Source organism: Sorangium sp. So ce124 (assembly GCF_051525235.1).
In the GTDB taxonomy this organism is placed as follows: domain Bacteria; phylum Myxococcota_A; class Polyangia; order Polyangiales; family Polyangiaceae; genus Sorangium; species Sorangium atrum.
In genome coordinates this window covers 3,920,887-3,946,714 of sequence record NZ_CP150312.1, presented here as the reverse complement: position 1 = coordinate 3,946,714, position 25,828 = coordinate 3,920,887, and the positions used below count along the sequence as shown (strand labels likewise).

Sequence of the window (25,828 nt, the reverse complement as noted above, 5' to 3'; positions counted from 1 at the left end):
GGGGCGACGCGCATCACAGGGCGAAGCGTATGCCGAGCCCTCCGAGCAGGCCCGTCACGGAGGCGCCGACCCGGAGGTCGAACGCGACGCGGTCCCACGGGCGGAGCGCGAGCCCGATCTCGGGCAGGACGAGCCACGGATAGACGAGCGGCCGCAGGCCTTGAGGCCGCCCCTTGGGGCGGGTGAACCAGCTCGGCTCGACATAGCCGGGGTAGTGATCGGCGTCGTAATCGAGCTGGTTGCAGTACCGGAAGCTCCCGATCGGGTTGTTGGGCCCGCGGCATTTCACATAGCGGTACGGGTCCCCCGGCACGAAGGAGCCCGCGTCGCCGGGCACCGCGTCCCCGGGATAGGCCTGGGTCCGGTAGAGGTCGCCCATGAACGTCCAGCCCACGCCAAGGCCGGCGCCGACGCGGAAGGCGAACAGCTCGTCCCGATCGAGCGGGATGTTCCAGACCAGGCGGACGCCCGCCTGGAGCGCCTGGAGATCGCTCTCGACGATCTCGTAGTCGGTGTCCGGGTGTCCCTTCGGCTTGAACGGCGTCTCTTGCATCCGGAAGCGCGCGTAAGCGACCGAGAAGACGAGATCGAACCGCCGCCCGAGCCGCGTGGACAGCGAGATGTCTCCGCCCGGGACGAGGACGTCCCGCCCCCCTTCTCCGAGGAGCTCGAACATGAGCTGAGGGATGAAGAAGCCCTGGAAGCCTGCGCCGAGCCACACGTCGCGTTGCCTGCGCTGGCTGGGCGGCGTGGGCTCGGGCATCTCGACGGCGGGCTTCGGCTTCTCCTCGGGGCCCGTCGCGACACGCGGCTTCTCCTCGGCCGGCTTCTCGGCGGCGCGAGGCGGCTTTTTCGTGGGCGGCTTCTCCGCGACCGGCTTCTCCGGAGGCTTCTTCCCCGGCGGCTTCTTCGCGACCGGCTTCTCCGGAGGCTTCTTCCCCGGTGGCTTCTTCGCGACCGGCTTCTCCGGAGGCTTCTTCCCCGGCGGCTTCTTCGCGACCGGCTTCTCCGGAGGCTTCTTCTCGACCGGCGTCTCCGCGACCGGCTTCTCCGGCGGCTTCTTCTCGACCGGCTTCTCCGTAGGCTTCTTCGCGCCGGGCTTCGGCTTGAGGCGCAGCTTGATCTCACGCCGCTGCTTCTCTTTCAGCGTGATCTTATGCGACGCCTCCTCGTGGCCCTCGGCCCTGGCGACGATCACCAGCACCTTGCCCGGATCGAACCGGTGCGGCGTCGACGGCTCGCTGATCACCTCACCGTCGACCTCGACCACGAGCCCCTCGTACGGCTCCGCCGGCGTGACGACGAGCGTCGGGATACGCGCATCGAGCTGAGTTGCCTTCTTCTTGGCCGATGTGATGGCCGCGACATCCCGCGCGTTGTAGCCGGGCGCCTTCTTCTCGCTCGCGACCTTGTGATAGATCTCGCTGGCCTTCAGCAGCTCGCCCGTCTTGACGTAGCAGTCGGCGAGCGGAACCGCCGAGCTCGGGCGATGCCGCTGGCTCTCGGCGGACTCGAGCAGCGGGATCGCCCGCTTGCAGAAGCCGCCTCTGGCCGCGTTGATGCCCTGGTTCGCCTCCTTGTCGCCTGGTCCGGCGAACACCGGAGGGGCGAACAGCACAGCCAGGAGGCCGAAGAGAAAAGCGATCGGAAGACGCAAGAGGCGCTCAGTCTACCATCGCCCCCACGAGGCGCGCGGGGCGGACCGGGCGCGGCGATCACGGATGTCGCGAACGGCGCGGCCCGAGGTAAGGAGCAGCGCCAGGGATCGCCCACATTGGCCCCTGCGTCGCCTGACGGCTGGCTCGACGGAGCGAGCGGGGCATGGATCGCCCACCGTCCGGGCAGATACCGCGGCCTCGGGCGAAAGCGCGGGGCCTCGTCAGGATCCGAGAGCGCTCCCCGGCGCGCCGAGCGCCGCAGACGAAAAGCTCGACGGTTTCCTCTTTACACCTTCGACGCTGGCCGAGAGCCCCTGTAAGCTCCCCCGGAATGGCTTCCGGCGCAGGTATCGAAGGACCGCACGGGCTGGGCGAGAGCACCAGCGCAGAGGGATCGGGCGGCGGTGTTTTGTCCGGGCCCGTGCGACGAACATTGAAGGCAGGCGAGATCCCGAACACGCTGATCGAGTGCACGCACTCGGTCGAGTGCGCGGGCTGTCCGCTCATCGCGGGTGATTACGCGGAGCAGCTCGGCACCAAGCGTGCGCGGGTCGTGTCCGCAGCCGCGCACTACCCATCGCTCGGGCTGGTCCAGACGAGCTCGGTCATCCCGGCCGATCCGATCACCGGCTACCGCGGTCGAGCGAAGCTCATCGTCGCCCCCTCCGGCGCGATCGGGCTGTACGGCCGCACGGGGCATCATGAGGTCGTCGACATCCCGGGCTGCCGGGTCCTCACCCCGGCCCTCGCCGCGGTCACCTCGCGGCTGCGCGAGCTGATCGCGTCGCCGCCGCCGGAGGTCCGGCCGCTGCTCCTCCCGTACGATCCAGCGAGGGGCGGCGTGCTCCGCGCCCTCGATCTGCGCGAGGTCCACCTCGCGCCCGGGACGCCGCTCTTCGCGGAGGTGGGAGCGACGGAGGACAACCCGGCGTTCGTGCTGGTCACGTTCGTCCTGCAGCGCGAGCGCGCGTGCACGCGCGACGAGCTGCGGGAGGCCGGCCGCGCCATCCGCCCGATGCTCCCGCGCGTCATCGGCGTCGCGGCGAACTTCCACGACGCGGAGGCGCCGCAGATCCTCGGGCCGGAGACGACCGTGCTCGACGGCACCGCGCACGCGGAGGACCGGATCGGGCAGACCTACCACATCGCCGCGTTCGGCTCGTTCGTGCAGGCGCACCGCGCGCAGGCCGCGCGCGTGCACGCCCTCCTGCTCCGCGAGATCGCGTCGCTCGAGAACGACGGGCCCGTCATCGAGGGAGAGGCCGCGCTCGGCCCCGCCTCCCGGCGCAAGGAGCCGCCGCGCATCCTCGATCTGTACGGGGGCTCTGGCGCGATCTCGCTCGCCCTGGCGCAGGGCGGTAACCGCGTCCTGATGGTCGAGTCCTTCGCGCCCGCGGCGGCGAACGCCCGCGCCGCGGCCGAGGCCCAGGGCCTGAGCCAGCGCGTGGAGGTGCGCACCGGCGACGTCGCGGAGATCGTCGGCTCCCTCGTCAACAGCTCGGAGAAGTTCGACGGCATCGTCGTGAACCCGCCGCGCCGCGGCGTCTCCCCGACGGCGCGCGAGGCGATCGCGCGCCTCGGCGCGCCGCTGCTCGTCTACGTCTCGTGCGATCCCGACACGCTCGCGCGCGACCTCGATCACTTCTGCCGCCTCGGGTACTCGTCGACGGAGCTCACCCCGCTCGACATGATCCCGCTCACGGAGGAGATCGAGACGATCGCCGCGCTCCGCCGGACGCCCCCGCCCGCGCCGAAGGTCATCTACGACGACGACGGCGTGCTGGTCGTCGAGAAGGGCCCCCACGAGCCGGTGGCGATGCAGCCGGAGTACCTCGGCTCGCTGCTCGCCCGGTGCGCCCGCATCCCGGGCAGCACGACGACGCCCATCATCGTGCACCCGCTGGATCCGGGCACGAGCGGCCTGGTCATGCTCGCGCGGAGCGAGGAGGCGGCCGCACGCTGGGGCGAGGCGCTCACGAAGACGGGGCGCCTCATCTACCTCGCCGCGGCCAAGGGCGTCACCCCGGGCAAGGGCGCGATCACCCGCGATCTCCGCGAAGGGACGCGCACGTACACGGCGCGCACGCGGTACCGCCGCCTCGCGGTCGCCTCGGGCCACTCGATCCTCCGCGTCATCCCGGACGGCGGGCGCACGCACCAGATCCGGCGGCACCTCGCCGCGATCGGGCACCCGATCCTCGGCGACGAGCGCTACGGCCACGTGCCCACGAACCGGTACTTCGAGGAGAAGCACGGGCTCGATCGCTCGTTCGTGCACCTCGTGCGCATCGAGATCGAGCACCCCCGCACCGGGGTGAAGATGATCATCGAGTCGACGCTGCCCGGGGATCTGCGCTCCGCGCTGGAGCGCTCGACCGGCCCCTCGGTCCTCCGCTTCCTCGAGCAGAAGCACGCCCTCGGCGAGCAGCGCGCCGTGCCCGTCCTGACGACCGCGAGCGACGAGCCCGCGCCCAGCAGCAGGATGATCCCGCTGCGCCCCGAGGACGCGGAGTCCGCGCCTCCCCCCTCGATCCGCAGCCCCGGGCCCATCTCGATCCGCGTCCCGGATCTGGACGAGTCGCCCCGGACCATCCGGCACCCCATCATCTCGACCGGCGACGAGGACTGAGCGGCCCGCGCCGCCGCTCGGCCACCCCGGCGAGGCGGGTCCGCTCCTGTGCCCGACCCGCCCACCTTGGGGCGATGCGCTGCGAGCGGATCTGGTAGGCTTACCGGCCGCATGTCCACGTTTCCAGAAGACCGCCCTCGCATCCTCGTCGTGGACGACGAGAAGGTCATCCGCGACATGCTGGCCGACTTCCTCGGCATGGAGGGCTACTACGTCCGCACGGCGGAGGACGGCACCAGCGCGCTGAGCGAGCTCACGAAGGGCCACTACGACCTCGTGATCAGCGACCTCAAGATGCCCCGGATGGGCGGCATCGCGCTGCTGGACGAGATCGGCAAGACGGCGCCGAACGCGCTCACGGTCATCATGACGGGCTTCGGCACCGTCGAGACCGCGATCGACGCGATGAAGCGCGGCGCCTACGACTACGTGCTCAAGCCGTTCAAGCTGGACGAGGTGGTGCACGTCGTCCAGCGCGGGATCGAGAAGCAACGGATGGCCGCCGAGAACATCCGGCTGCGCGAGGCGGTGTCGCTCTACAAGGTGAGCGAGGCCATCGCGGCGAGCCTCTCGCTCGACCAGGTGCTGGAGACCGTCGCCGACAGCTGCCTCCACGAGGTGTGCGGCGACCTCATCTCGACCTGGCTCGACGACGGCGAGGGGGGCTTCTTCGAGCGCCAGCACCTCCGCGGCCCGTCCATCCCGGCGGGCACCGACCTCGGGCGGCTCGACCCGACGCTCGTGCTCGAGCACTTTCGCCCCGACGCGCAGCTCCTCGAGCAGGGCATGAAGGGGCTCAGGTTCTTCGCGGCGGAGCCGGCGCTCCCGCTCCAGTCGCTCGTCGCCGTGCCGCTCCGCATCCAGAAGCGGCTCATGGGCTTCCTCGCCGTCGCGTCGTTCACGCGGACGAGGCGCTTCGACGAGGGGCAGCGCAAGCTGCTCAGCATCATCGGCTCGCGCGCCGCGGCGGCGATCGAGAACGCGCGCCTCTACCAGGATCTCCAGGCGACGTTCCAGCAGACGATCGAGGGCCTCGCCAAGGCGATCGACAAGATGGACCGCTACACGTCGGGCCACTCGGATCGGGTCGCCGTCTACGCCGTGATGCTGGCGCAGCGGCTCGGCCTCGGCCCGCACGAGATCGAGATCGTCCGGCAGAGCGCGCTCATGCACGACATCGGCAAGATCGGCTGCGTGCTCAACCTGAACAAGCCGGGCAAGCTCACGAACGACGAGTACGAGGTGTTCAAGCGGCACCCCGCCTACGGGCGCGACATCCTCGACCCGATCAAGTTCCTGCACCCGCTCATCCCCGGCGTGCACCTGCACCACGAGCGCTGGGACGGGCGCGGCTACCCGCTCCGGATGCGGGGCAACGAGATCCCGATCATCGCGCGCATCATCTCCGTGGCCGACACGTACGACGCCATGACGAGCGACCGCTCGTACCGACGCGCGCTCCCCCACGAGGTCGCGGTGACCGAGATCGAGCGGTGCTCGGGCTCGCAGTTCGACCCCGAGGTCGCGGCCACCTTCACGACGCACATCGAGGCCTACCGCGAGGAGCGGCGGGCGCGGGGCGACAAGGTCCCGGAGTAGCCATGCCGAACACCTCGCTCCGCGACCTCCTCCAGCCCGCGAAGGGCCAGACGACGACCACCGAGGCGCCCCGGCCGAGGCGAGCGCGCGCCGTGTGGATCGGCCGGCGCCGCTACGCCCCGATCCACGATCTGCAGAAGCAGCTCGTCGAGGCGCGGGCGCAGGGGCGGATGGGCGACACGATCCTGCTCCTCGAGCACGATCCCGTGATCACGCTCGGCCCGCGCGCGAACCCCGAGAACGTGCTCCTCGACGCCCGCGCGCTGGACGAGCGCGACATCGACCTCGTCGCGACGGGGCGCGGGGGCGACGTCACCTACCACGGCCCCGGCCAGCTCGTGTGCTACCCGCTGCTCGATCTCAGGCCGGACCGCTGCGACGTGCGCAGGTACGTGCGCTCGCTCGCGGAGGTGATGATCCTGCTCGCGCGCGAGCACCACGTCGAGGCCGGCGTGGTCGACGGCATGATCGGCGTCTGGGTCGATCGCGCCGCCCCGGAGGCGTGGGGCGGCGCCGAGTGGGCGCGCGAGATCGCGAAGCTCGGCGCGATCGGCGTGCGCCTGTCGCGATGGCTCACGATGCACGGCTTCGCCTTCAACATCGCGGTGGACCTCAAGGCGTTCGAGCTGATCGTGCCCTGCGGCATCCGAGATCACGGCGTGACGTCGCTCCACCAGCTCACCGGGCGGAAGCTCACCGTCGCCGAGGTCGCCCTCGCCAGCGCGCCGCAGCTCGCCCGCGGGCTCGATCTCGAGGTCGCCTGCGTCGAGGATCTGTCGGCGGTCACGGATCTCGCGGGCGCGCTTCTCACCCCGGAGGTCGGCGCCGCCGAGGGCCGGAGCGCGCCCTAGCCGCGCGCGCCGGCTCGGCGCGCGTCGACATCGCACATCGCACATCGCACGGCGCGCGCTCCGCGGGCGACGCCGGCTTCCGGGACGTGGGACACGCCGCGTCGCGGAGGCAGTGTCGCTCGGTCGTGGCGTGGGCTAAAAGCCGTCCCGTGTGCGCGCAGCCCACCCAACGGCCCCGTGAGCGCGACGGGATCTCCCCGCTCCACCGCGACGCCTCGCCCGCGCGGCCGCCCTGGCGGCGGCCCCTCGCCCTGGCGCTCGCCGCGGCGGCGGTGGCCGTGCCCGCCCTCGCGCTCCTTGGCCCCGTGGCGGCGGTCCTCGTGGGCACGCGCACCGCCGCCGCGTGCCTCGCCTCGATCGAGGCGCCGCGCGGCCCGGCCCTGCCCGACTGCAGGCCCGAGATCCGCTGGTTCGCGCTGCCGTCGCGGCTGCCATGGACCTACAGGACGGCGAGCGCGCTGGCCGAGGAGCTCGGCGTGCGCGCAGCGGTCGCCGACTACACCGACGCCGCGGTCGGCCGGCCGGATCCCGCGACGCTCGCCGGCGCGACCGAGGCGGTGGCGACGGCCCAGGCCATGGTCGCCGCCGGGACAGGGCGCATCACCTTCGATGAGCTCGGGCCCGCCTGCGGCGCGCCGAGCCTCGGCCGCGAGGCGGCGAGGCTCGGTGACCGCCGCGCGCTCCTCTCGCAGCCGGACCGCTGGACCGACTGGCACGTGCGGGTGCACACCCTCCGCGCGGCGCTCACCGAGGGCGACCTGCAGCGCGCGCTCGCGATCGCCAGGGGGTACGCGGCGATGGAGCCCCGCGACGAGGATCTGCGCACGACCACCGGCGCGATCCTCTGCCTCGGCGCGAGCGCCGAGGCGAAGCGCGGCGTCGAGCTCCTGACCCTCAACCAGGACGACCGGGCGTCGAGGCGCTACGCCGGCATGGCGCGCAACTGGGGCGAGGTCCGCGCCGTCCTCGTCGCCTGCGCCGCCCGCGCCGGCGTGGAGCCTCCGCCGATGCCAGAAGACCCGGAGGCCGGCGTCGCCGACGCCGTGGAGGTGCGGCTCGCGCAGCGCGCCCGCCTCGCCGCCGCCCGGAAGGACGCCGCCGAGGCGACGCGGCGCGCGACGCGCGCGATCCGCGACCTGCTCGGCGCCTCGGCCGCGCTCGATCCCGAGGTCCGCGGCGATCTGCTCGCCGTCGTGCTGGCGGAGGACGAGACGCTCGACGCGGCCGAAGCCGCCGCGCTCTCGCGGCCGGAACCGGAAGACGATGGCGACGAATCCGTGGCCGGAGAGGCAGGCGCCCAGCGCGTCCCGGCGCGCGCGGAGCCCCGCGCGCCGACGGCGCTGCCTGCGGGCTCGCTGCGCGCGCTCGACTGGCTCCCGGAGCGCGGGCTCGCGAGGCCCGTGATCGCCGGGTCGTTGCGCGCGCGCGCCGCCGCGCGCGCCGCCGAGCTGGCCGCCGCCCCCCAGCTCTCGCCGTCCCAGGCCGACGCGCTGCGCGCCGCCGCCGGAGCGCTCGCGCTGCGCGCCGCCCGCGAGCTCGCGCTCGAAGGCGACGCGCCCCGTGCGGTCGACGTGCTGGATCGCCTTGGCCCGCTCGCCCCGGAGCTCGCGCCGGAGGCGGCCCGCGCGCTCGCGCGATCGAGCGCGTGGGCCCTCGTCGGCGAGCGCGATCGCGCGCTCGATCTCGTCGAGCGCGTCGACCTCTCCGCCGCGCCGCCGGCGCTCCGCGCGGCCGTGCTCCTGCAGCGCGCCGAGCTCCTCGCCTCGCGCGGGCGCCGGCGCGACGCCGCGCGCGCGGCCGTGCTCGCCGACGAGGAGGTCGCCGCCGCGCGCGGCGTCGCGCCGGCGCCCGCCGGCGAAGCGCCGCCTTCCCGCGCGGAGCTCGCCGTCCTCGACGCGCGATCGCGGTGGACCCGGCTCTCCCTCGCCCTCCCTCCGGGCGACGCGTCGCTCCGCCAGGGCAGCCCGCCCGCCCAGCTGCCCGCGGACCACGCCGCCGCCTGGCCCTGGGTCGGCTTCGCGAGCCTCGACGCGCCCTGGGCGCGCGACGGCCAGCCGGCGCTCTCGCGCGCGCTCGCCGCCTGGAGCGCCGCGCGCGACGCGCCGCCGCCCGCGCGCCGCGCGCTCCGCTACGCCGCCCTCCGCCGGCGCGGCGACGCGCCGCCCGCGCTCGTCCCGTACGCCGCGCTGTCGGCCCAGCTGCTCGGCGACGGCGAGGGCGATCCCGAGGTGTGGCTCGACGCCTTCCTCGCGCTCGACGCCTCGCGCTTCTCGCTCCGGCACCACGCCTTCGCCCGCGCAGAGGCGGCGCGATGGCGCGGAGACGAAGGCAGCGCGGCCGCATGGCAACGCCGGTACGACGCCCTGCGCGCCCTGGCCTCCGACCCGTCCCGCGCCGAGATCGCGCGCTACCTCGGCATCTGACGCTGACGGGCGCCGACCGACGCCGACCCGCGCGGCGTGCCGCGAAAAACCTGGAGATCCCGCGGCCGCACACCTGGCGGCGGAGGGCCTTCATTCCTACGCTACAGCCTGGCTCGCGAAGATCTGCTCGCGGGGGAGTCCTCATGTGTCCTCATTGCGGAAAGAACGCGCCCGTCATCCACCGCGGGCTCGCCGCGTACTGCACCGCGTGCGGTCGGGAGCGCCTGCCGTTCGCGGGGAAATCGGTCAGCCTGGCGGGGCAGCCGTCCAGGGTGGGCGGCGCGGTCGCCGGCGTGCTCGGCTGGCTGGTCCTCATTGGCGGGACCGCGCTGGCGCTCCTCCTCGGGCTGGGCGCGGCCGCGCTGTTTCCGGGGTCGATCGCCGGCCTCGCGATCGGCCTGCCGATCGGGTTCCTCGCCCTCACCCTCGGCCTGCTCCTCCTGCTGGGCGGGCGGAAGCTCTCTCGCTCCGGGGCGAAGGCCTCGCGCGACGCCCAGGTTCAGGCGATCTTCTCGCTCGCATCGCACCGCCGGCGCCCGCTCACGGCGCAGGAGGTCGGCGTCGCGCTCGACCTGCCGGCCCCGGAGGCGGACGCCCTGCTCACGGAGCTCGCCAAGGAGCGGCCCGGCGACGTCGGCGTCGAGATCGGCGAGCGCGGCGAGATCCTCTATACCTTCCCCGGGATCTCGGGGGCGGCCGCCGTCCGCTTCCCCCAGCCGTCGCTCCGCATCGATCCGGGCGAGGGCGCGGCCGACCCCGCGGCGCGCATCTACGCCGACGAGCTCGAGGACGAGGATGCAGGAGCGTCGCGGGCCCCCCGTCGCCGCGAGCAGCTCCGCTGAACATGTCCTGCGGCGCGCGTGCTAGCCTCGGCCGCGCGCGCCCATCGAGCGCCCGGCGCGCGCCGTCGTCGCCCTCGATCCCATGGTTCGTCGCGGGGGCGCTCCGGGCTGCTCACCGCAACCGACCATGAGATGCTCCCCTGTCGCCCTGCTGACCTCCGCCGCGGTCGCGCTCCTCGCGCTCCTGGCCCCCTCGCGGGCCGACGCCTTTGAACGGCAATGGCACGCCGGCGCCAGCGTCGGGTACGCGCTCCTCGCGGACGGCGGGACGTACCCGGGGATCGGCGGCAGCCTGCACCTCGCCTACGGGCTCACGGACGCCTTCAACGCGGTCGCCGAGGTCAACACAGCGTCCCACCCGGGGGGCGATCTCATGCTCCTCGGCGCATCGGCCGGCGCCACGTACGTCATCGATATCCTGCAGTGGGTCCCCTACGTCGGCCTCATGACCGGCGCATACGACAATGTGCGCCTCGCGCCTTGCGGCTCGTCTGGCCAGCCGGGCTGCCACCGGGGGCAGTTCGGGGTCTCCATCCCGTTCGGCATCGACTACGCGTTCAACCGCGAGTTCGCCGCCGGCTTCGCCGGCAAGTACACGCTGCTCCTCCCTGGCGCGGGCGACGGTCCGGGGAGCTATTTCACGGCGTTCGCCCGCGCGGAGTTCCTCTGGGGATACTAGAGCGGGGGGCAGATTCGTGGGATACGGGCTCAGCCGCCAGGCAGGCGAGTGGGGCGCGCGAAAGTACGCCGCAGCGAGCCGAACGGGGCGGATGAGCCCGTAGCGCACGACGATGCGCCCCGCTCTGGGCCGTGTGCGCCTGGAGAGAAGAGGAGCGGACCGTGGAACAGCTCTGGCAGCGCATTTCCGAGGGCCGGCACACGGCCTTGCTGAACATCGTCCCCGGGGATCCGCCGGCGCGGCTCGGCCTGCGGATCGTGCGCGTGCGCTGCGACGTCCCCGAGATGACGCTCGGGCCGCTGCGCGACGCGCGGACCCAGATCGAGCGCCTCGCCGGCGGGGCGCAGCCGACGGTCGAGCAGGCGCGCAGCCGCGCCGCCGCGGGGCTCCGGCGCCGCCTCCTCGGCGACGTGCACGAGCTGATGGTGGACGCCGAGTTCATCGAGACCGCCAACCGCCTCACGCAGCAGGCCGATCGCGCGTGGGCCATCGTGTTCGACGCGGTCGAGCACGCCGATCCTGCCACGCTCGACGTGCTGCGCCGGGTGGTGTCCCGCCCCGACGCGCTCCGCGTCGCGCTCGTCCTCTCCTTCCGCCTGCACGCGCCGACCGGCCCCGCCGGCGGCCTGGTCGACGCGGTGCGCGCCGCCTGCGGGGCCGACGCGATCCTCCGGCCGGCCGACGGCGCGACGACGCTGACCAGCGCGACCACGCCCCCGCCGCCGCCGCCGCAGGTCGCGGTGCGCGAGCTGCCTGGCGAGGTGCTCCGGGTGCTCCGGGCCGGCGCGATCGTCGGCTCGGGGTTCGAGAGCGAGCTCGTCGCCGCGCTCCTCCGCGTCGACGCGCTCGACGTGCTCGAGGCGCTGCAGCGCGCCGCGGACGCGGGCGTTCCGGTCGAGGACCGCGGCGACGGGCGCTTCCATCTCCCGCAGGAGACCGTCGAGGCGCTCCGCGGCTCGATCCTCCCGTCGCTCGCGCGCGTGTGGCACCGGCGGCTCGCGACGCTGCTCAGCGAGGAGCGGACCGAGCTGGACGCCCTGGCCACGCGCGAGCCGCGCGCTGCGTCGAGCGTCGTCGCGGCCGATCACCAGGCGAGCCACGCCGCGGCGGCGCCAGCCAACGCCGCGGCGGTGCCAGCCCACGCCGCGCCGCCGACCCAGAGCGCGGCCATCCTCGCGTCGACCGTCGAGCGGCACGTCATCGGCGGAGCGAACCTTGGCGTGCCTCGCGGCGACGACCCGACCACGAGGGCCGCCGCCGCGCAGACGAAGGCCGGGGCGCCGCCGCTCTCGACCGCGCCGCCGTCCGCGTCGTTGCCCGCCATGGCGACGCCGCGCACGATGGCCGCCGCGCCCCCGGCGGCAGGCCCGTCGCCGGCGACGGCATCACCGGCGGCCGCTTTGCCCGGCGCGCCCATCGCCGGCGGGCCGACCCCCGAGGCCGGCGGCGCGGCGACCGCCGACGAGCGGGAGAGGACTGCAGACCCCACGCTCTCGGGGGCGCGCGGCGGGGTGCCGCGGGCGGCCGAGACGCTGAGGCCGCCGCCAGCCATGGCCTACATGGGCGGTGGATCCACGAGCAACTCGCGCCGCGCGCCGCCGCGCGTCACCCAGGACGGGCCCGCGCCGATGGCCCCCGCCGGGCCCGGCAATCCCGCGTGGCCCTACGCCGATCTGTTCCACCGCGGCCCCGAGAGCCGCCGCGTCTCGGAGCCGCCCGAGTCCATCCTGTTCGACGCCCCGCCCGACTCGCTCGACGCGCCCATCCCGGGGCCGATGCGGGTGCCCCGCGATCTCGCGTCCATCGGCGGCGCCTTCCTGGACGAGCCGAGCCGCTCGGCCCGCGGGGCCTCGCTGCGCGTCCCAGCCGCGCTGTCCGAGCGAGCGTCTTCTGGATCCCGCAACTCGTTCTGGCCGGCGCCGGCCGACGCCGTCGCCGGGCGCGCGGCCGAATCCCTGCGCGCCGCGGCGCCGCTCGGCGTGTCCATGTACCCGGCGCCCGCGGCGCCCGATCGCGCCGAGGCAGCGGGCGCCGCGAGCGCGGCGGCGCACGGCGCCGGGCGCCACCTCCACGACGTGCGCGCGGCGGCGCACCTGACCGAGGCGGGCGAGCACGAGGAAGCGGCGCAGCGCTACTGCGCGGCCGCGGTCGAGGCGGCGGCCATGGGAGCGTACGCCCAGGCGCTGAGCTACGCGCGGAAGGCGCTCTCGCTGCTCGACGGCATGCCGGCCACGCCCGCGCGCCGCCGGCTCCGCATCGGCGCGCTCTCGGGCATCGCCCGGGCGCAGTGGCAAGCCGCCGGCCCGGACCCCGCCAGCACGCTCTCGGGCGCGCTCGAGGTGCTCGACGCCGCGCGCGCGCTCCTCGCGCAGGGCGACCCGCCGGAGCTGCACGCCGAGGTCGCCGCGCTCATCGCGGGCGTCTGTTACGACATGGGCGACGCGCGCTCGCTGGAGCGCGCGCTGGAGGAGCTCGCGATCGCGAGCCGCCTGCTGCTCGACGCCGGGGACGCGCTCGGCGCGGCCCGGCTGCTCAACGATCAGGCGGCGGTCCACGTGCGCATGGGCGATCCCGTCCGCGCGACGCACCTGCTGATCGAGGCGCGCCGGACCTTCGAGGAGCGGGCCCGGGTCGATCCATCGGCGCGCGTCGAGCTCGCCGAGACCGACCACCTCTTCGCGCGGATCCCGCTCCACGTCCCCGCCCGCCCCGGGCGCGAGTCCGACGCGCTGTCGATGGGCCTCGACCACGCGCTCGCCGCGGAACGCGCCTACAAGCAGCTCGGCGACACCCGGGAGCTCGCCCGGGTGTGGGAGACGATCGGCCGGCTGGAGCTCCGCAACGGCCGCCTCGACCGCGCGACGCAGCGCCTGACCGCGGCGATCGAGGCCGAGGAGGCGCACGGCGACCTCCTCGGCCTGGCCCGCTCGACGGCCGCGCTCGCGGAGGTGCTCTCGGCGAAGGGGCTGCACCGGGAGGCGCTGGCGGTGCTGGCCGAGTCGATGGTGATGAACCTCGAGAAGGGCTCGCCGCTCGGGCTCGCGTACAACCGCCGCGCCCTGAACGCGCTCGTCCCGAACATCTCGCTCCAGGGCGAGGAAGCCGAGGAGCTGAGGAAGCTCGCGGCGCAGCTGGCGGCGGCGGAGGCGGCCCTCGGCCGCGCGAAGCTCCCCGGCGAGCCCGACTGAGGCGGGCCCGCGCCGGCGCCCTCGCCCGCGCCGCGCGGCCTTTGACCCTGTTCGCGCCGCGCGGCCTTTGACCCCGCCCGCGCCGCACCGCCTTTGACCTTGCCGGCGTATGCCCGCTCCGGCGAAATGCGCCGCATGTCGTCCTCCTCGACGCCGCGCGGGCGCCACGGCGCCGCGCGGCGCTCCTTGCTCGGCTTGCTCGGCCCCCTCGCCCTCTCGGCGGCGTGCGCGCCGGTCCCGCCGGGGCCGCCGGCGGCTGCGCCCCGGCCTGCCGCGTCCGCGCCGCCGGCGCCGCCTTCGCCCGCCGGACCGCCGCGGCCTGCGCCCGCGCCGGAGCGGCCCGGGTACGAGGGGCACGGCGCGGCGAGCGTCTCTCCGGAGATCCTGGCTCGCTACGCGGCGCCTCCGCTCCCGGACGACGTCTCGCGCCGCATCCAGGCCATGCTCGACGTGCGCGCTCCTTCCGGAGGCGTCCTCGGGCCGGACGGCAAGGCGCTCTACTTCACCTGGACGATCACGGGGACGAGGCAGGTCTTCCGGCTCGACGGGCCGCAGCGCTTCCCGCTGCAGCTCACGGGCGGCGAGGATCCGACCGTGGTCGAGGCCGTCACGCCGGACGGCGCGCGCCTCGTCCTCTCGCGCGACCGCAAGGGCGAGGAGAACCCAGGGCTCTACCTGCAGGACGCGAAGGGCGGTCCGCTCGTCGCCATCCAGCACGCGCCCGGCGTGCAGACGCAGCTCCAGTTCGTCTCCGACGATGGGCGGCACGTTTACTATCGGGCCAACGACGTCAAGAAGGACGCGTACGTCATCTACCGGTACGACATCGCGTCGAGGCAGCGAGAGGTCGTGTTCGATCGCGAGGGCATCTGGCGCGCCGTGGACGCCGCGGGTGACGGCCGCCTGCTGCTCGCGAAGGACGTGGGCTCCAACATGAGCGAGCTCTTCGAGTGGGCGCCCGGCGCGAAGGCCGCTCCGGGTGCCGACGCGCTGACTCCCCTCTTCGGGCAGGGCGAGCGCGAGGACTACGAGGCCAAGTACGGCGCCGCGCCCGGCGAGGTCCTCGTGCTCACGCCGCGCCTCGGGGAGCACCGCCGGCTCTACAGCTGGAAGGCGGGGAAGCTCACGCCGATCTCGCCGGAGATCCCGTTCGACGTCAGCGCGTTCTCCATCGATCGGGCGAGGAAGAGGATCCTCTACACGGTGAACGAGCGCGGCTACACGCGGCTCCGCGCGCTCGACGCGAGGTCGCACCGCGAGATCAAGCTGCCCGCGCTCCCGGCGGCGGATCACGTGACCCCGGTCTCGACGACGCGGGACGGCCGGTTCACGACGCTGCTCCTGGAGACCTCGACGTCGCCGGCGACGGCGCATGTCCTCGACTGGACGACTGGCAAGCTTTCGCAGTGGCACGCTCCGAGCATGCCCGAGATGGCGCCGGGCGCGTTCTCGGCGACAACGCTGGAGTCCTATCCGGCGCGCGACGGCGCGCAGATCCCGATGTTCGTGCGCCGCCCTGCGCGGTGCGAGCGGCCGTGTCCTGTGATCGTCCATTTTCACGGCGGCCCGGAGGCCCAGACGAGGGCTGGGTTCAGCGCGCGGGCGCAGATCTTCGTGGACGCCGGGTTCGTGTTCGTCGAGCCGAACGTCCGCGGGAGCGACGGTTACGGCAAGACATGGCTGCACGCCGACGACGGCGCGAAGCGGCTCGACGTCATCACGGACATCGAGGACGCCGCGAAGTTCGTCAAGGCGAGCTTCGGCCACGAGGGCCGGCCGCCGAGGGTCGGCATCTTCGGCGGCAGCTACGGCGGCTATTCTGCGCTGATCGGCATGACCATGTTCGCCGGCGCCTACGACGCGGGCGCCGCCGTCGTCGGCATGAGCAACCTCGTGACGTTCCTCCAGAACACGGCGCCTTACCGGAGAATCCTCCGGATCTCCGAGTACGGCGATCCCGAGAAGGATCGGGACGCGTTGCTCAAGCTCTCGCCGATCACGTACCTCGATCGGGTGAAGGCGCCTCTGCTGATCGTGCAGGGAGCGTCGGATCCGCGGGTCCCTGCGGGCGAGTCGGTGCAGATCCAGCAGGCGCTGGAGGCAAGGAAGATCCCGTCCGAGCTCATCCTGTTCGCCGACGAGGGGCACGGCGCGCAGAAGCGGGACAACCAGGTGCTCCAGTATGGGCACCTCGTGAGGTTCTTCCGGGCGCACCTGGGGGGCGGGGGCGATAGGTAAGGCGAGAAATGAACCGCCATGACGCCAAGGACGCCAAATTTTTCTCTCTCCTTGGCGTCCGTGGTGTCATGGCGGTTCTAAATTCTGCTCTCTTCTGGCGGTTTCAACCCGTCAAGCTCGGGAGTGAGCAGCGGAATCGTCACGCGAGCGCAGACGCGCTCGCCGGTGGGCGTCGCGCTGCGCTGGTCCCCACGGCGGCGCGGGGTGCGCGCGGGAGATCGCCGAAGATCTCCGGCATCAACGACGTCTTGCCGTGGAGCCGGAGCACGCACTCCACGAGGAGCTTCGCCGCGCCGTAGGTGGTGATCCACTCGTCGCGCGCGGCCTTCATCTCCGGGGTCATCGTGCGGCGCGCGAGCCGGGTCTTGCGCACGCTCCTGATGAGCGGCTCGAGGGCGTCCCGGGAGCGCTCGAGGTCGGCCGTCCACGCCTCGCGCTCGGGCAGCTGCCCCTCGTGCTGCTCGAGCACCTCGATCGCGTGCGTCAGCGCCGCGGCGAGCGCCGCGGGGCGGCGGCGCAGCACGGTGGCGAGCGACTGGCCCTGAAGGAGCCCTCGGGCCAGCGCGGCCCCGTTGGGCCGCGAGGCAGCGTGCTCCACGAGGCGGCGCAGCAGGCCGCGGCCCGCAGCGACCGGATTGGCCCGGCCGCCCCTCGATCCGCGGGACGCGCTGGGAGGCACAGGAGCGGCCGTCGCGTCCAGCGTCGCCTTGCGCAGGGCCTCGGTCGCGGCGTCGAGGCGCGCCGTGACGGTGCGCAGCGCGCTCCCGAACCCCGCATCGACCGGCAGGACGAGCTTCCGGATCTGCGACGCGGTGAGGCGGCCGTACGTCTCGATGTCACGCTGGTAGATGTAGGGATCGGGCATGGGAGCGACTCCACTGCGCGCGGGCGCGTTCAGGGCGGGCGCCATGATACCCATCGCCGGCGTCGACGAAAGGAGCCGTCGCGCTGGCCTGCCTGCCGGTCCCTCCGCCAGGCAGGCCCGCGACCGCTGCTCACGGGCAGCAGGTGAGGAGCGCGCTCGTGTCGTACGCCTCGGGGCAGCTCGTGCCGCTGGAGTTGTGCCAGATGTGGAAGATCTGCTGGCCCGTCCCTCCGCACAGGGCGCTGGCCTCCGCATCGAGCGCCGAGTGCGCCTGGCACTCGTCCCCGTGGTCGATCTTGGTCGTCCAGCACGTGGGCGACGGCAGCGGCTCCGCCGCCGGGCAGCACGCATAGACGGCCCCTGTCGTCTCGCTGCCGCTGCATCCAGGGATCTCCCGCTCGTAGGTGAACTCGGCGAGATCCGCGCCCTGGTTCCTGCAGGTGATGTAGGCCTCGTCCTTCAGATCGCTGCTGTCACTGCATGTGACGCCATCGCCCACCTCGCCGCTCCAGCACGTCTCCGGCAGGGGCGGCGGAGGGGGCAGGGCCGGCGGGGGCGGGAGCGACGAGGGCGGCGCGGGCGTCGCCTCGCCATCGTCGGACGGCGGGGGCGGCGGCTTCGCCTCGCCATCGCCGCTCGAGCCGTCCTCCACGCCGTCGCTCTTCGCGCTCTTCACGCCCGCGGAGCCCGTTCCGCTGTCAGGGTCCGGCACCTCGGCGCTGATGCAGCCCGCGCCGGCGAGAAGACCCGAGATCGAGAGACAGAGCGAGAGACCGGTCGCAACGAAAAATCGCATGGAGTCCTCCATCAAGCCCGGCCCAGCCCGGGACAGCTTCGACGCGCGCGCCGCCGGAGCCCCGGTCGGCGCGCTCTCCTCGTCGTTCCGCTCTTCATCAACCGCGGCGAGCCTGCCGGTTTCCTCCGTCAGGCCACCTCGCGATCGCGGCTCACGGGCAGCAGGTGAAGAGCGCGCTCGTGTCGTGCGCCTCGGGGCAGCTCGCGGTGCCGGAGTTGTACCAGATGTGGAAGATCTGCTGCCCGGCGTCTGCGCACATGGCGCTGGCCTCGTCACCGAGCGTCGACTGCGCCTGGCACACGTCCCCGTGGTCGATCTTGGTCGTCCAGCACAGGCGCGACGGAAGCGGCTCCGCCGCCGGGCAACACGCATAGACGGCCCCTGTCGTCTCGCTGCCGCTGCATCCAGGGACGCCCCGGTCGTAAGTGAACTCGGTGAGATCCGCGCCCTGGTTGCGGCACGTGATGTAGGCCTGATCCTTCAGATCGCCGCTGTCATGGCAGGTGAGGCCGTCGCCGAGCTGGCCGCGCCAGCACTCGGTCGGCTCGTCGTCGACGCACGTGTGCTCGACGCTGCGGTAGCCGCCGTCGCTGCACGGATCGAGCAGCCTGACGTCGTTGAGGACGAGGCCCTGCGCGTCGCACATCGCCTCGACCTCGCTCGTCCAATCCTCCGCCGTCCGGCAGCCCGCCTCTTCCTGCGGACCCGTCGGCTTCTCGTGCGGCTCCGCGGTCGCCTCGCCGTCCGCCCCCTCGGCGCTGCTCTCGGCGCTTCGCTCGCCCTTTTGCCCAGCTGCCTCCGCCGGAGCGCTGGCGCCGCCGGTGCCTCGGCTCCACGAGGGGAGCTGGTCGCGCGACGGCGACGCGTGGACAGGCGGACGTTCCAGGGCGTCGACCCACCCCGGGCTCGACGGGAGCGCGACGGCCGGCGGCAGGGCGCGCGCGCGCGACGGCGGGACCGGGGCGCGGCTCTCGGTGAGCTCGCTGTGGCGCTGGCCTACAGGCGCGTCGCGCGCGTCCGGCGGCGCTGCCGAGCCGTGCGGCGCAGGCGGCGGGGTCCTCGGCGGCGGAGCGAGCCGGCGGGGCGGCTCCCGGAGGAGCGGGGCGTAGATCCGGGGCGGCGCCGGCGGGTGGCCGTCTGCCGGCGTGCGCTCCGGGATCCCGCCGTCCGCGTGGGGGCGATCGCCGACGATGCCGACCGCGGGTTCGACGGCGGGGCTGCGCGCGGAGACCTCGGGGGACACGGGGCGCTGGAGGGCGGCGGCGAGGGCGACCGCGGCCGTTCCGGCGGCGAGGGCCAGCGCGAGCGGGCGCCCCGCGCGCCCGGCGAGGGACGGGCGCGCCCCGCGCAGCCGCGCGCCGAGGCGCGCCGCGAGCCGGGGCGACGGCGTCGCCGCCGCGAGCCGCTCGTCGACCTCGTGCAGCAGCGCGAGCAGGTCGCGGTCTCGCGTCATTGCCCCACCTCCCACCCGGCTTCGCGGAGCCGCGCGACGGCCTTTTGAATCAGCTTGCACACGTAGCTTTTGGAGTGGCCAAGGACGCTCCCGATCTCCTCCTGCTCCTTGCCGTCGAGATAGAACATCGAGAACGCGATCTGCTCCTTGGGAGGCAGCTTGCCCAGCGCCTCGAAGGCCCGGCGCAGATCGTCGCGCGCGATGGCCACCTCTTCGAGCATCGGGCGCGGGTCGGCCTCGTCCTGCCCGAGCAGCCAGCGGATGGGCGCGAGATCGAGGAACCGGTCCCGCCGCAGGCGGTTCAGGCAGCGATTCGAGGTCGCCCGGTACAGCCACCCTTCGAGGTTGTCTCGATCGGTCAGCGTCGCGAGCGCCTTCATCAGATCGAGAAATACGTCCTGCGTCACATCCTCTGCCCAGGCCACGTTGCCGCGGCCGTAACGGAGGGCGAGTCGGTACACAAGGTGATGGTGGCGGCGGTAAAGCGCCTCCGCGTCCAGGGCCGCTGCGCTCGAGATCCGCACCCCGGACGCCGGGAGGCCCGAGGACGACATGGGAGCGACGTGCTCGGGCGGGTCGTACCGCTCGCCGTCTCCGGGACGGGGGAGCAGCTCCTCGGCCCTGGCCTGCGGGCCGAGCCGGGATCGCGCGGCGAGGTTCACGGCAGCCTCGGCGCGAGGGATCCGTCCGCCGCGATGCACCATGAGCCGACCACGAGCGCCGTCATCTCGCACTCTACACAACCGAGATCGCCGCCGGTTTCCTCTCGGCGCGCCGGCGATGACGATCGCGCGGCGGACCCGGAGACGCTCGCGGCGCGCGCCCCGTCACGGAGCGCGCCTCCGGCTCGCAGCGGCCGACGCCACCCGTCGCTCGACCATCGATCCGATCACCGCAGCCGCCAAGGTCTCGATCTGGCCGAGCCCTCGTCGCTCCCCTGCCCCGGAGGCCTCGACCTGACCAGCCCCTCGTGTCCAACCTGCCGTCGAGATCGCGATCTGGCCGAGCCCTCCTCTGCCGCCCGCCGCCGAGGCCGCGATCTGGCCGAACCCTCCTCGGCCGCCCGCCGCCGAGATCGCGATCTGGCCGAACCCTCCTCGGCCGCCCGCCGCCGAGATCGCGATCTGGCCGAACCCTCCTCTGCGCACCTGCCGCCGAGGCCGCGATCTGGCCGAGCCCTCCTCTGCGCACCTGCCGCCAAGGTCTCGTCCTCGCGGAATCCTCCCCTCGGACTCGCCCAGAAGGTCTCGACCTCCCCAGGGCACGCGTCACGACGCAGCTCCCAGGTCCGGATCTGGGCGTTGGTTCAAAATTCTACCAAACCCCAGATCGTGCCCCCGGCACATCCACGGTGATGAACGCGCGCGCCCGCCCTCGCGCAGAGCGCGTCCGGCACGCTGTCGAACGAGCCTTCACCGGGGTTCCCCGCGAGCGAGACCCGCGCGCAACGGCTGAACCCGACATCGTTCCGCGGAGACGATCGCCGACGAGGGTGGCGCATCGACCGCGGCGATCGGCCCGATCTATCAGTTCATCTAGGTCTTTATCCCATGGGATAGACCACGGACGGGCGGGAGACGTCAGCGACCCTCGCTCTCGGCCGTTCCCCCGGGGTTTCTGCGGCCGGCACCCGCGGAGGCCGTCTTGGCATCCGCCCTGCAATACCCCCCAGCGTCCACGCCAGAGTAGCTCAGCGGTTAGAGCGCGAAAACAACTCCGGACGGTGTTCTCCGGCGCGATGAGCGCCGGCAGTGAGCTCCGGGGTTACTTCCCTTCTCAGGACGAGGTCGCGGGTTCGAGTCCCGCCTCTGGCACCAGGGCGCAGCGCGGCAGTGAGGTCACGGTTCCTTCGTTTTGACACGACCAACCCCGTGACCACCATCCTCCGCGCTGCGCCCGTTTTCTACGAGCGGTACGCATATCGAATCTGCACCCCGCTCTCGATCCCTCGCCGCGCGTGCGTCGAGGATGGAGGTGGCATCATGGCGTTCTTTCAGCATCTCAAGCGTCAGGACAAGCGCAGCGCCGACTCGCACCTGAACTGGATGGGCGGCCGCTCCTACGACATCACCGATCCGCTGAAGCGCCTCCGCCTCGCGGCCTCGTCGTGCTTCTTCGGCGAGCCCATGTACTACCACCTCGATCCCGCGGACCCGCGCCCGGCGAAGGCCGTGGACGCGGCGAAGGCGAAGGCGTCGGTGAAGGCGGCGAAGAAGGCGGCCGCCCGCGCGCGCCTCTCGGACGCCGAGGTGCGGCGCCTGCGCGAGACGCTGGGCGCGGTGGACCCGGCCGAGTGGCGCAAGCTCTCGCCGGCGGCGCTGATCGAGAAGGCCATCGACGAGGCGCTCGCGGCCGATCCGGAGGCGACGCTCGCCGAGGCGGCGCGGCTGCGCGAGGAGGAGCACATGCGCACGACGCCCCAGGTCATCCTGGTGCGCGCGGCGAACACCGCGTCCGTGCGCGGGACGGGCCTCGTGCGCAGCTACGCGCCGCGCATCCTGAAGCGCGCGGACGAGCCTGCGGTCGCCCTCGCGTACCAGCTCTACCGCTTCGGCAAGCCGGTGCCGAACGCGCTGAAGCGCGCGCTGCGCGACGCGCTCGAGCGCTTCGACGATCACGCCCTCGCGAAGTACCGGCTCGAGGGCAAGGGGAGCAAGACCGTGGACGTCATGAACCTCGTGCACCCGAAGAGCCCCAGCGTGGACCGCCTCGCGAAGGGCGCGCTCCGCGCGACCGGCCGCACCTGGGAGGCGATCGTCTCGGCGCGCGGCTCGAACCGGTGCGCGTGGCGCAAGGCGCTGCCGGTCATGGGCCACATGGCCCTGCTGCGCAACCTGCGCAACCTGATCGAGGCGGGCGTGCCGTTCGACCAGTTCCTGCCGAAGCTCGTCGAGACGGCCGCGGAGGGGAAGCAGCTGCCGTTCCGGTACTACAGCGCCTACCGCGCCGTGAAGGGCTGCGCGCCGGGCGCCGTGCTCGACGCGGTGGAGAAGTGCCTGAACCGCTCGCTCGGCCAGGTGCCGTACTTCCCCGGCCGCGTGATGGTGCTCTGCGACAACAGCGGCTCCGCGCAGGGCACGACCACGAGCAGCCTCGGGACGATGCAGATCTCCACGATCGCGAACCTCACGGGGGTCGTGGCCGGGATGCGCGCGAGCGACGGGCACCTCGGCGTGTTCGGCGACCGGCTGGAGACGTTCGCGGTGCGCAGGCAGGAGAGCGTGTTCTCGCAGCTCGAGAAGGCGGAGCACATCGCCCGCACGATCGGGACGGCGACCGAGAACGGCGTGTGGCTCTTCTGGGATCGCGCGATCCGCGAGCGGCAGCGCTGGGACTCGGTGTTCGTGATGAGCGACATGCAGGCCGGGCACGGCGGCCTGTACGGTACGCGGCCGAAGGACTACGCGGACTTCGCCTGGAACGGGCACTACATCGACGTGGCGAAGCTCGTGGCGACGTACCGCGCGCGGGTGAACCGCGACGTGCGCGTGTTCCTTGTCCAGGTCGCCGGGTACCAGGACACGCTCGTGCCCGAGTTCTATGACCGCACGTACATCCTCGGCGGCTGGGGCGAGGGGCTGCTGCGCTTCGCCGCGGCGATGGCGCAGGAGCAGCAGTAGGCGCGCCGGGCCGCATCAGGGGCACATCGGGTTGGCGGCGGCGCGATCCCCGCTCCGCGGAGCGATGTCCGTGCGCTCGACGCCACAATGCGACACGCCGCGAGCAGCCTCACCGACAGGGTCGGGGCCGCTCACGGCGAGCGCATCACGACGGTAGAACGGGTTCGATCAGGCTTTGCCGCCGAGCCCGAAGCCATCGTGCAGCGCGCGGACGGCGAGCTCGGCATACTTCGTCGAGACAAGGCACGAGATCTTGATCTCGCTCGTGGAGATCGCCTGGATGTTGATCCCATCCGCCGCGAGCAGCTGGAACATCCGCGCCGCCACGCCCGCGTGCGTCCGCATCCCGAGGCCGACGATCGACACCTTCACGATGTCCTCCTCGTAACGGATGCTCATGGCGCGCACGGCGCTGGCGACCTTCTCCATCACGAGCTTCGCCCGCGGGAGATCCGCCTTGCCGACGGTGAACGTGACGTCGGCCTTCACCTCGCCGGACGTGCCGCGCGTCTCCAGGCCGTAGCTCGGCGCGTTCTGGATGATCATGTCGACGCTGATGTTCTCCTCGGCCAGCGCGCCGAAGATCTGCGCCACCACGCCCGGCTTGTCGTCGACGCCGACGAGCATGACCCGCGCCTCGTTCCGGTCGAGCGCCACGCCCGTCACCGTCACGCTCTCGAGAGACTGCTCCTCGCTGACGACCCACGTGCCCGGCACGTCCGAGAACGACGACCGCACATGCACCGGGACACCGTACTTCATCGCAACCTCCACGCTCCGTATCTGAAGGACCTTCGCTCCCAGCGAGGCGAGCTCCAGCATCTCTTCGTAGCTGATCCGCTCGATCTTCCGCGCCGTCTTGCAGATGTTCGGGTCCGTTGTGTAAACGCCGTCGACGTCCGTGTAGATCTCGCACTCGGCGCCCACCGCCGCCGCGATCGCCACGGCGCTCGTGTCGCTGCCGCCTCGCCCGAGCGTCGTGATGTTGCCCGCGTCGTCCACGCCCTGGAACCCGGCGACCACTGCGATCTTCCCCCCGGCCAGCGCCTCGTGCAGCCGCTGGGCGTCGATCGCCTTGATCCGCGCCTTCGTATAGGCGCTGTCCGTCAGGATCTTCAGCTGGTGGCCGAGGAAGCTCCGCGCCTTGCCCCCCTGCGCCTGGATCGCGATCGCCATCAGCGCGGCCGAGACCTGCTCGCCTGTCGCCGCGAGCGCGTCCATCTCCCGCGCGTCGGGCACGGGCGCGATGTCCGACGCCAGCTTGAGCAGCCGGTTCGTCTCGCCGGACATCGCGCTGACGATGACCACGACGTCATGACCGGCCTGCTGTGTGGCGAGCGCCCGCGCGGCCGCCCGCTGGATGCGCTCGATGGACCCGACGGACGTGCCGCCGAACTTCTGGACGATGAGGCTCACGCGAGGTGTGGCCAACTAGTCCAACACAGAGACTCGGGTCAAGGAGAAATTCGGCAGCCGCGCGCGCCAGGCGAGCCCGTCCCACGTACGACCCGTCGCCGAGGCGCCGCCGCCACCGCGCCAATCCGGGGATAGCCCGGACAACCGCGCCGGGTGCAGCCCCGATCGCCGGGAATAAACACCAGGTTCAGCCGCTTCGGGTCGGCGCTGTTGACAGAGATCCACCCGCCGCTACGATGGCGCCGCCTTTCGCCTGGGTAAATGGTGATCCAGGGTGTCCCGACGGCGCGCCCGCCGGCCAAGGCGGGGGGGATCGCCAGGGGCGAACGACGGAGCAGGGCGCTCCGCTTCTCAAGGAACCATCTAAGGAGGTCATTTTGGCTAGCGATGTGATGATCGAGGCGAGCTCGCTGACCAAGCGCTATGGGTCGCTGCGCGCGCTCGACAAGGTGAGCTTCGAGGTCCATCGCGGCGAGGTCGTCGGCTTCCTGGGACCGAACGGGGCCGGCAAGTCGACGACGATGCGCATCCTCACCTGCTTCCTCTCGGCGTCGGCCGGGACGGCGCGGGTCCACGGGTACGACGTCTTCGACGACCCGCTCGATGTCCGGCGCAAGCTCGGGTACCTGCCCCAGCGCGCCCCGCTCTACGGCGAGATGAACGTCTGGGAATACCTCTCGTTCGTCGCCGACATGCGCGGCCTCGATCACTCGCTCTTCAAGAAGCGGATGAAGGGGATCGTCGAGGTATGCGGCCTCGCCCAGGTGCTCGGCAAGGACATCGGCACGCTGTCCCACGGCTATCGTCAGCGCGTCGGCCTCGGCCAGGCGCTCGTCCACGATCCCCCGATCCTCATCCTCGACGAGCCGACGAGCGATCTCGACCCGAACGAGAAGGCGGAGGTCATCCGCTACATCAAGGAGATCGGCAAGGAGCGGACGATCCTCCTCTCCACCCACAACCTCTCCGAGGTCGAGGCCGCCTGCGCCCGCGCCATCGTCGTCTCCAAGGGGCGCGTCGTCGCCGACGGCCCGCTCGACGACATCCGCGCCAAGAGCGGCAAGGTCCGGTACGTCGTCACCGTCCACGAGAAGAAGGTCTTCGAGGGCGGCGACGGCTACCGGTCGGGCGCGCGCAAGCCGCCGACGGCCCAGGAGGTCCAGGAGGCGCTCTCCGGTCTGCCCGGGGTCACCAGCGTCACCGAGCTGCCGACCGGCGACAGCGCCCACAGCTTCCAGCTCCTCGGCGCGCTCGGCGGCGACATCCGGCCCGAGCTCTTCCAGCTCGTCGTGCAGAAGGGCTGGCTCCTCCTCGAGATGCGGCGCGACTCGCAGAGCCTCGAGGACGTGTTCAAGGCGCTCACGCGCGGCGACGAGCGCAAAGACCGCGGCCGCAAGCTGATCACCGACGACCTCGACGACGAGGACGAGGCGAGCGCGGCGGCCGACGACGACGAGGACGACGAGGACGACGAGGACGACGACAGCGCCGGCGACGAGGCCAAGGACGGCAGCGACGGCGGCGAGGACGAAGGCGCGGAGGAAGAAGCGCCCGGCAAGAAGAAGGGCTGA

The 25,828-nt window shown here is 73.0% G+C and carries 16 protein-coding genes and 1 tRNA gene; 11 read left to right on the top strand and 6 right to left on the bottom strand.

Translation table 11 applies throughout. From position 1 onward, the window contains the following. Positions 1 to 13 precede the first annotated feature (13 nt). On the bottom strand, positions 14 to 1,657 hold the full coding sequence (locus WMF19_RS14965; RefSeq protein ID WP_437899728.1) for a hypothetical protein: 1,644 nt from the start codon (positions 1,655 to 1,657) through the stop codon (positions 14 to 16). Between the two features lie 422 nt (positions 1,658 to 2,079). Between WMF19_RS14965 and WMF19_RS14960 the strand changes: the two genes are divergently transcribed. The 8 genes from WMF19_RS14960 (at position 2,080) to WMF19_RS14925 (ending at position 16,107) form a co-directional block, all read left to right on the top strand. Next, on the top strand, positions 2,080 to 4,287 hold the full coding sequence (locus WMF19_RS14960; RefSeq protein ID WP_437329247.1) for a pseudouridine synthase: 2,208 nt from the start codon (positions 2,080 to 2,082) through the stop codon (positions 4,285 to 4,287). A 111-nt stretch (positions 4,288 to 4,398) separates the two neighbouring features. Then, positions 4,399 to 5,886, top strand: coding sequence for an HD domain-containing phosphohydrolase (locus tag WMF19_RS14955; protein WP_437329246.1), 1,488 nt, complete (start codon positions 4,399 to 4,401; stop codon positions 5,884 to 5,886). Positions 5,887 to 5,888: 2 nt separating this feature from the next. Continuing rightward, on the top strand, positions 5,889 to 6,737 hold the full coding sequence (lipB, locus tag WMF19_RS14950) for a lipoyl(octanoyl) transferase LipB (protein ID WP_437801525.1): 849 nt from the start codon (positions 5,889 to 5,891) through the stop codon (positions 6,735 to 6,737). A 149-nt stretch (positions 6,738 to 6,886) separates the two neighbouring features. Further along, complete coding sequence (locus WMF19_RS14945; protein ID WP_437899727.1) at positions 6,887 to 9,160, top strand: hypothetical protein; 2,274 nt, start codon at positions 6,887 to 6,889, stop codon at positions 9,158 to 9,160. A gap of 143 nt (positions 9,161 to 9,303) precedes the next feature. Then, complete coding sequence (locus WMF19_RS14940) at positions 9,304 to 10,002, top strand: hypothetical protein (RefSeq protein ID WP_437329243.1); 699 nt, start codon at positions 9,304 to 9,306, stop codon at positions 10,000 to 10,002. Positions 10,003 to 10,129: 127 nt separating this feature from the next. Next, positions 10,130 to 10,681, top strand: coding sequence for a hypothetical protein (locus WMF19_RS14935; RefSeq protein WP_437899726.1), 552 nt, complete (start codon positions 10,130 to 10,132; stop codon positions 10,679 to 10,681). A gap of 161 nt (positions 10,682 to 10,842) precedes the next feature. Beyond that, on the top strand, positions 10,843 to 13,869 hold the full coding sequence (locus WMF19_RS14930) for a hypothetical protein (protein ID WP_437899725.1): 3,027 nt from the start codon (positions 10,843 to 10,845) through the stop codon (positions 13,867 to 13,869). Between the two features lie 135 nt (positions 13,870 to 14,004). After that, entirely contained in the window at positions 14,005 to 16,107 is a 2,103-nt protein-coding gene (locus WMF19_RS14925; RefSeq protein WP_437899724.1) for a S9 family peptidase, read from the top strand. Between the two features lie 139 nt (positions 16,108 to 16,246). Here the strand turns inward: WMF19_RS14925 and WMF19_RS14920 are convergent, their stop codons facing one another. From WMF19_RS14920 to WMF19_RS14905, 4 genes are all read right to left on the bottom strand, one after another. Continuing rightward, positions 16,247 to 16,972, bottom strand: a complete 726-nt coding sequence (locus WMF19_RS14920) for a hypothetical protein (RefSeq protein WP_437899723.1) — start codon at positions 16,970 to 16,972, stop codon at positions 16,247 to 16,249. A 130-nt stretch (positions 16,973 to 17,102) separates the two neighbouring features. Further along, positions 17,103 to 17,768 carry a hypothetical protein gene (locus tag WMF19_RS14915; RefSeq protein ID WP_437899722.1) on the bottom strand — a complete coding sequence of 222 codons (666 nt, stop codon included), beginning with the start codon at positions 17,766 to 17,768 and terminating at the stop codon, positions 17,103 to 17,105. Positions 17,769 to 17,919: 151 nt separating this feature from the next. Continuing rightward, positions 17,920 to 19,221, bottom strand: a complete 1,302-nt coding sequence (locus WMF19_RS14910; protein WP_437899721.1) for a hypothetical protein — start codon at positions 19,219 to 19,221, stop codon at positions 17,920 to 17,922. After that, complete coding sequence (locus tag WMF19_RS14905) at positions 19,218 to 19,883, bottom strand: RNA polymerase sigma factor (RefSeq protein ID WP_437801518.1); 666 nt, start codon at positions 19,881 to 19,883, stop codon at positions 19,218 to 19,220. Before WMF19_RS14905 ends, WMF19_RS14910 begins: the two co-directional genes overlap by 4 nt. 1,017 nt (positions 19,884 to 20,900) lie before the next feature. Here WMF19_RS14905 and WMF19_RS14900 point away from each other — a divergent pair. Together WMF19_RS14900 and WMF19_RS14895 are read left to right on the top strand one after the other, a co-directional pair. Then, positions 20,901 to 21,038: transfer RNA gene (locus tag WMF19_RS14900), tRNA-Arg, on the top strand. A gap of 165 nt (positions 21,039 to 21,203) precedes the next feature. Continuing rightward, on the top strand, positions 21,204 to 22,841 hold the full coding sequence (locus tag WMF19_RS14895; RefSeq protein ID WP_437899720.1) for a TROVE domain-containing protein: 1,638 nt from the start codon (positions 21,204 to 21,206) through the stop codon (positions 22,839 to 22,841). Positions 22,842 to 23,009: 168 nt separating this feature from the next. On the opposite strand, the gene WMF19_RS14890 is transcribed toward WMF19_RS14895, so the two are convergent. Continuing rightward, on the bottom strand, positions 23,010 to 24,257 hold the full coding sequence (locus WMF19_RS14890) for an aspartate kinase (protein ID WP_437329235.1): 1,248 nt from the start codon (positions 24,255 to 24,257) through the stop codon (positions 23,010 to 23,012). A 377-nt stretch (positions 24,258 to 24,634) separates the two neighbouring features. Here WMF19_RS14890 and WMF19_RS14885 point away from each other — a divergent pair, with 377 nt between their 5' ends. Further along, entirely contained in the window at positions 24,635 to 25,828 is a 1,194-nt protein-coding gene (locus tag WMF19_RS14885) for an ATP-binding cassette domain-containing protein (protein ID WP_272103421.1), read from the top strand.

Bases quoted from the DNA above. Each gene is read 5' to 3' on its own strand.
- WMF19_RS14925 (WP_437899724.1), top strand. From the start codon at position 14,005: ATGTCGTCCTCCTCGACGCCGCGCGGGCGCCACGGCGCCGCGCGGCGC.
- WMF19_RS14895 (WP_437899720.1), top strand. From the start codon at position 21,204: ATGGCGTTCTTTCAGCATCTCAAGCGTCAGGACAAGCGCAGCGCCGAC.
- WMF19_RS14910 (WP_437899721.1), bottom strand. From the start codon at position 19,221: ATGACGCGAGACCGCGACCTGCTCGCGCTGCTGCACGAGGTCGACGAG.
- lipB (WP_437801525.1), top strand. From the start codon at position 5,889: ATGCCGAACACCTCGCTCCGCGACCTCCTCCAGCCCGCGAAGGGCCAG.
- WMF19_RS14935 (WP_437899726.1), top strand. From the start codon at position 10,130: ATGAGATGCTCCCCTGTCGCCCTGCTGACCTCCGCCGCGGTCGCGCTC.
- WMF19_RS14955 (WP_437329246.1), top strand. From the start codon at position 4,399: ATGTCCACGTTTCCAGAAGACCGCCCTCGCATCCTCGTCGTGGACGAC.
- WMF19_RS14915 (WP_437899722.1), bottom strand. From the start codon at position 17,768: ATGCGATTTTTCGTTGCGACCGGTCTCTCGCTCTGTCTCTCGATCTCG.
- WMF19_RS14920 (WP_437899723.1), bottom strand. From the start codon at position 16,972: ATGCCCGATCCCTACATCTACCAGCGTGACATCGAGACGTACGGCCGC.
- WMF19_RS14940 (WP_437329243.1), top strand. From the start codon at position 9,304: ATGTGTCCTCATTGCGGAAAGAACGCGCCCGTCATCCACCGCGGGCTC.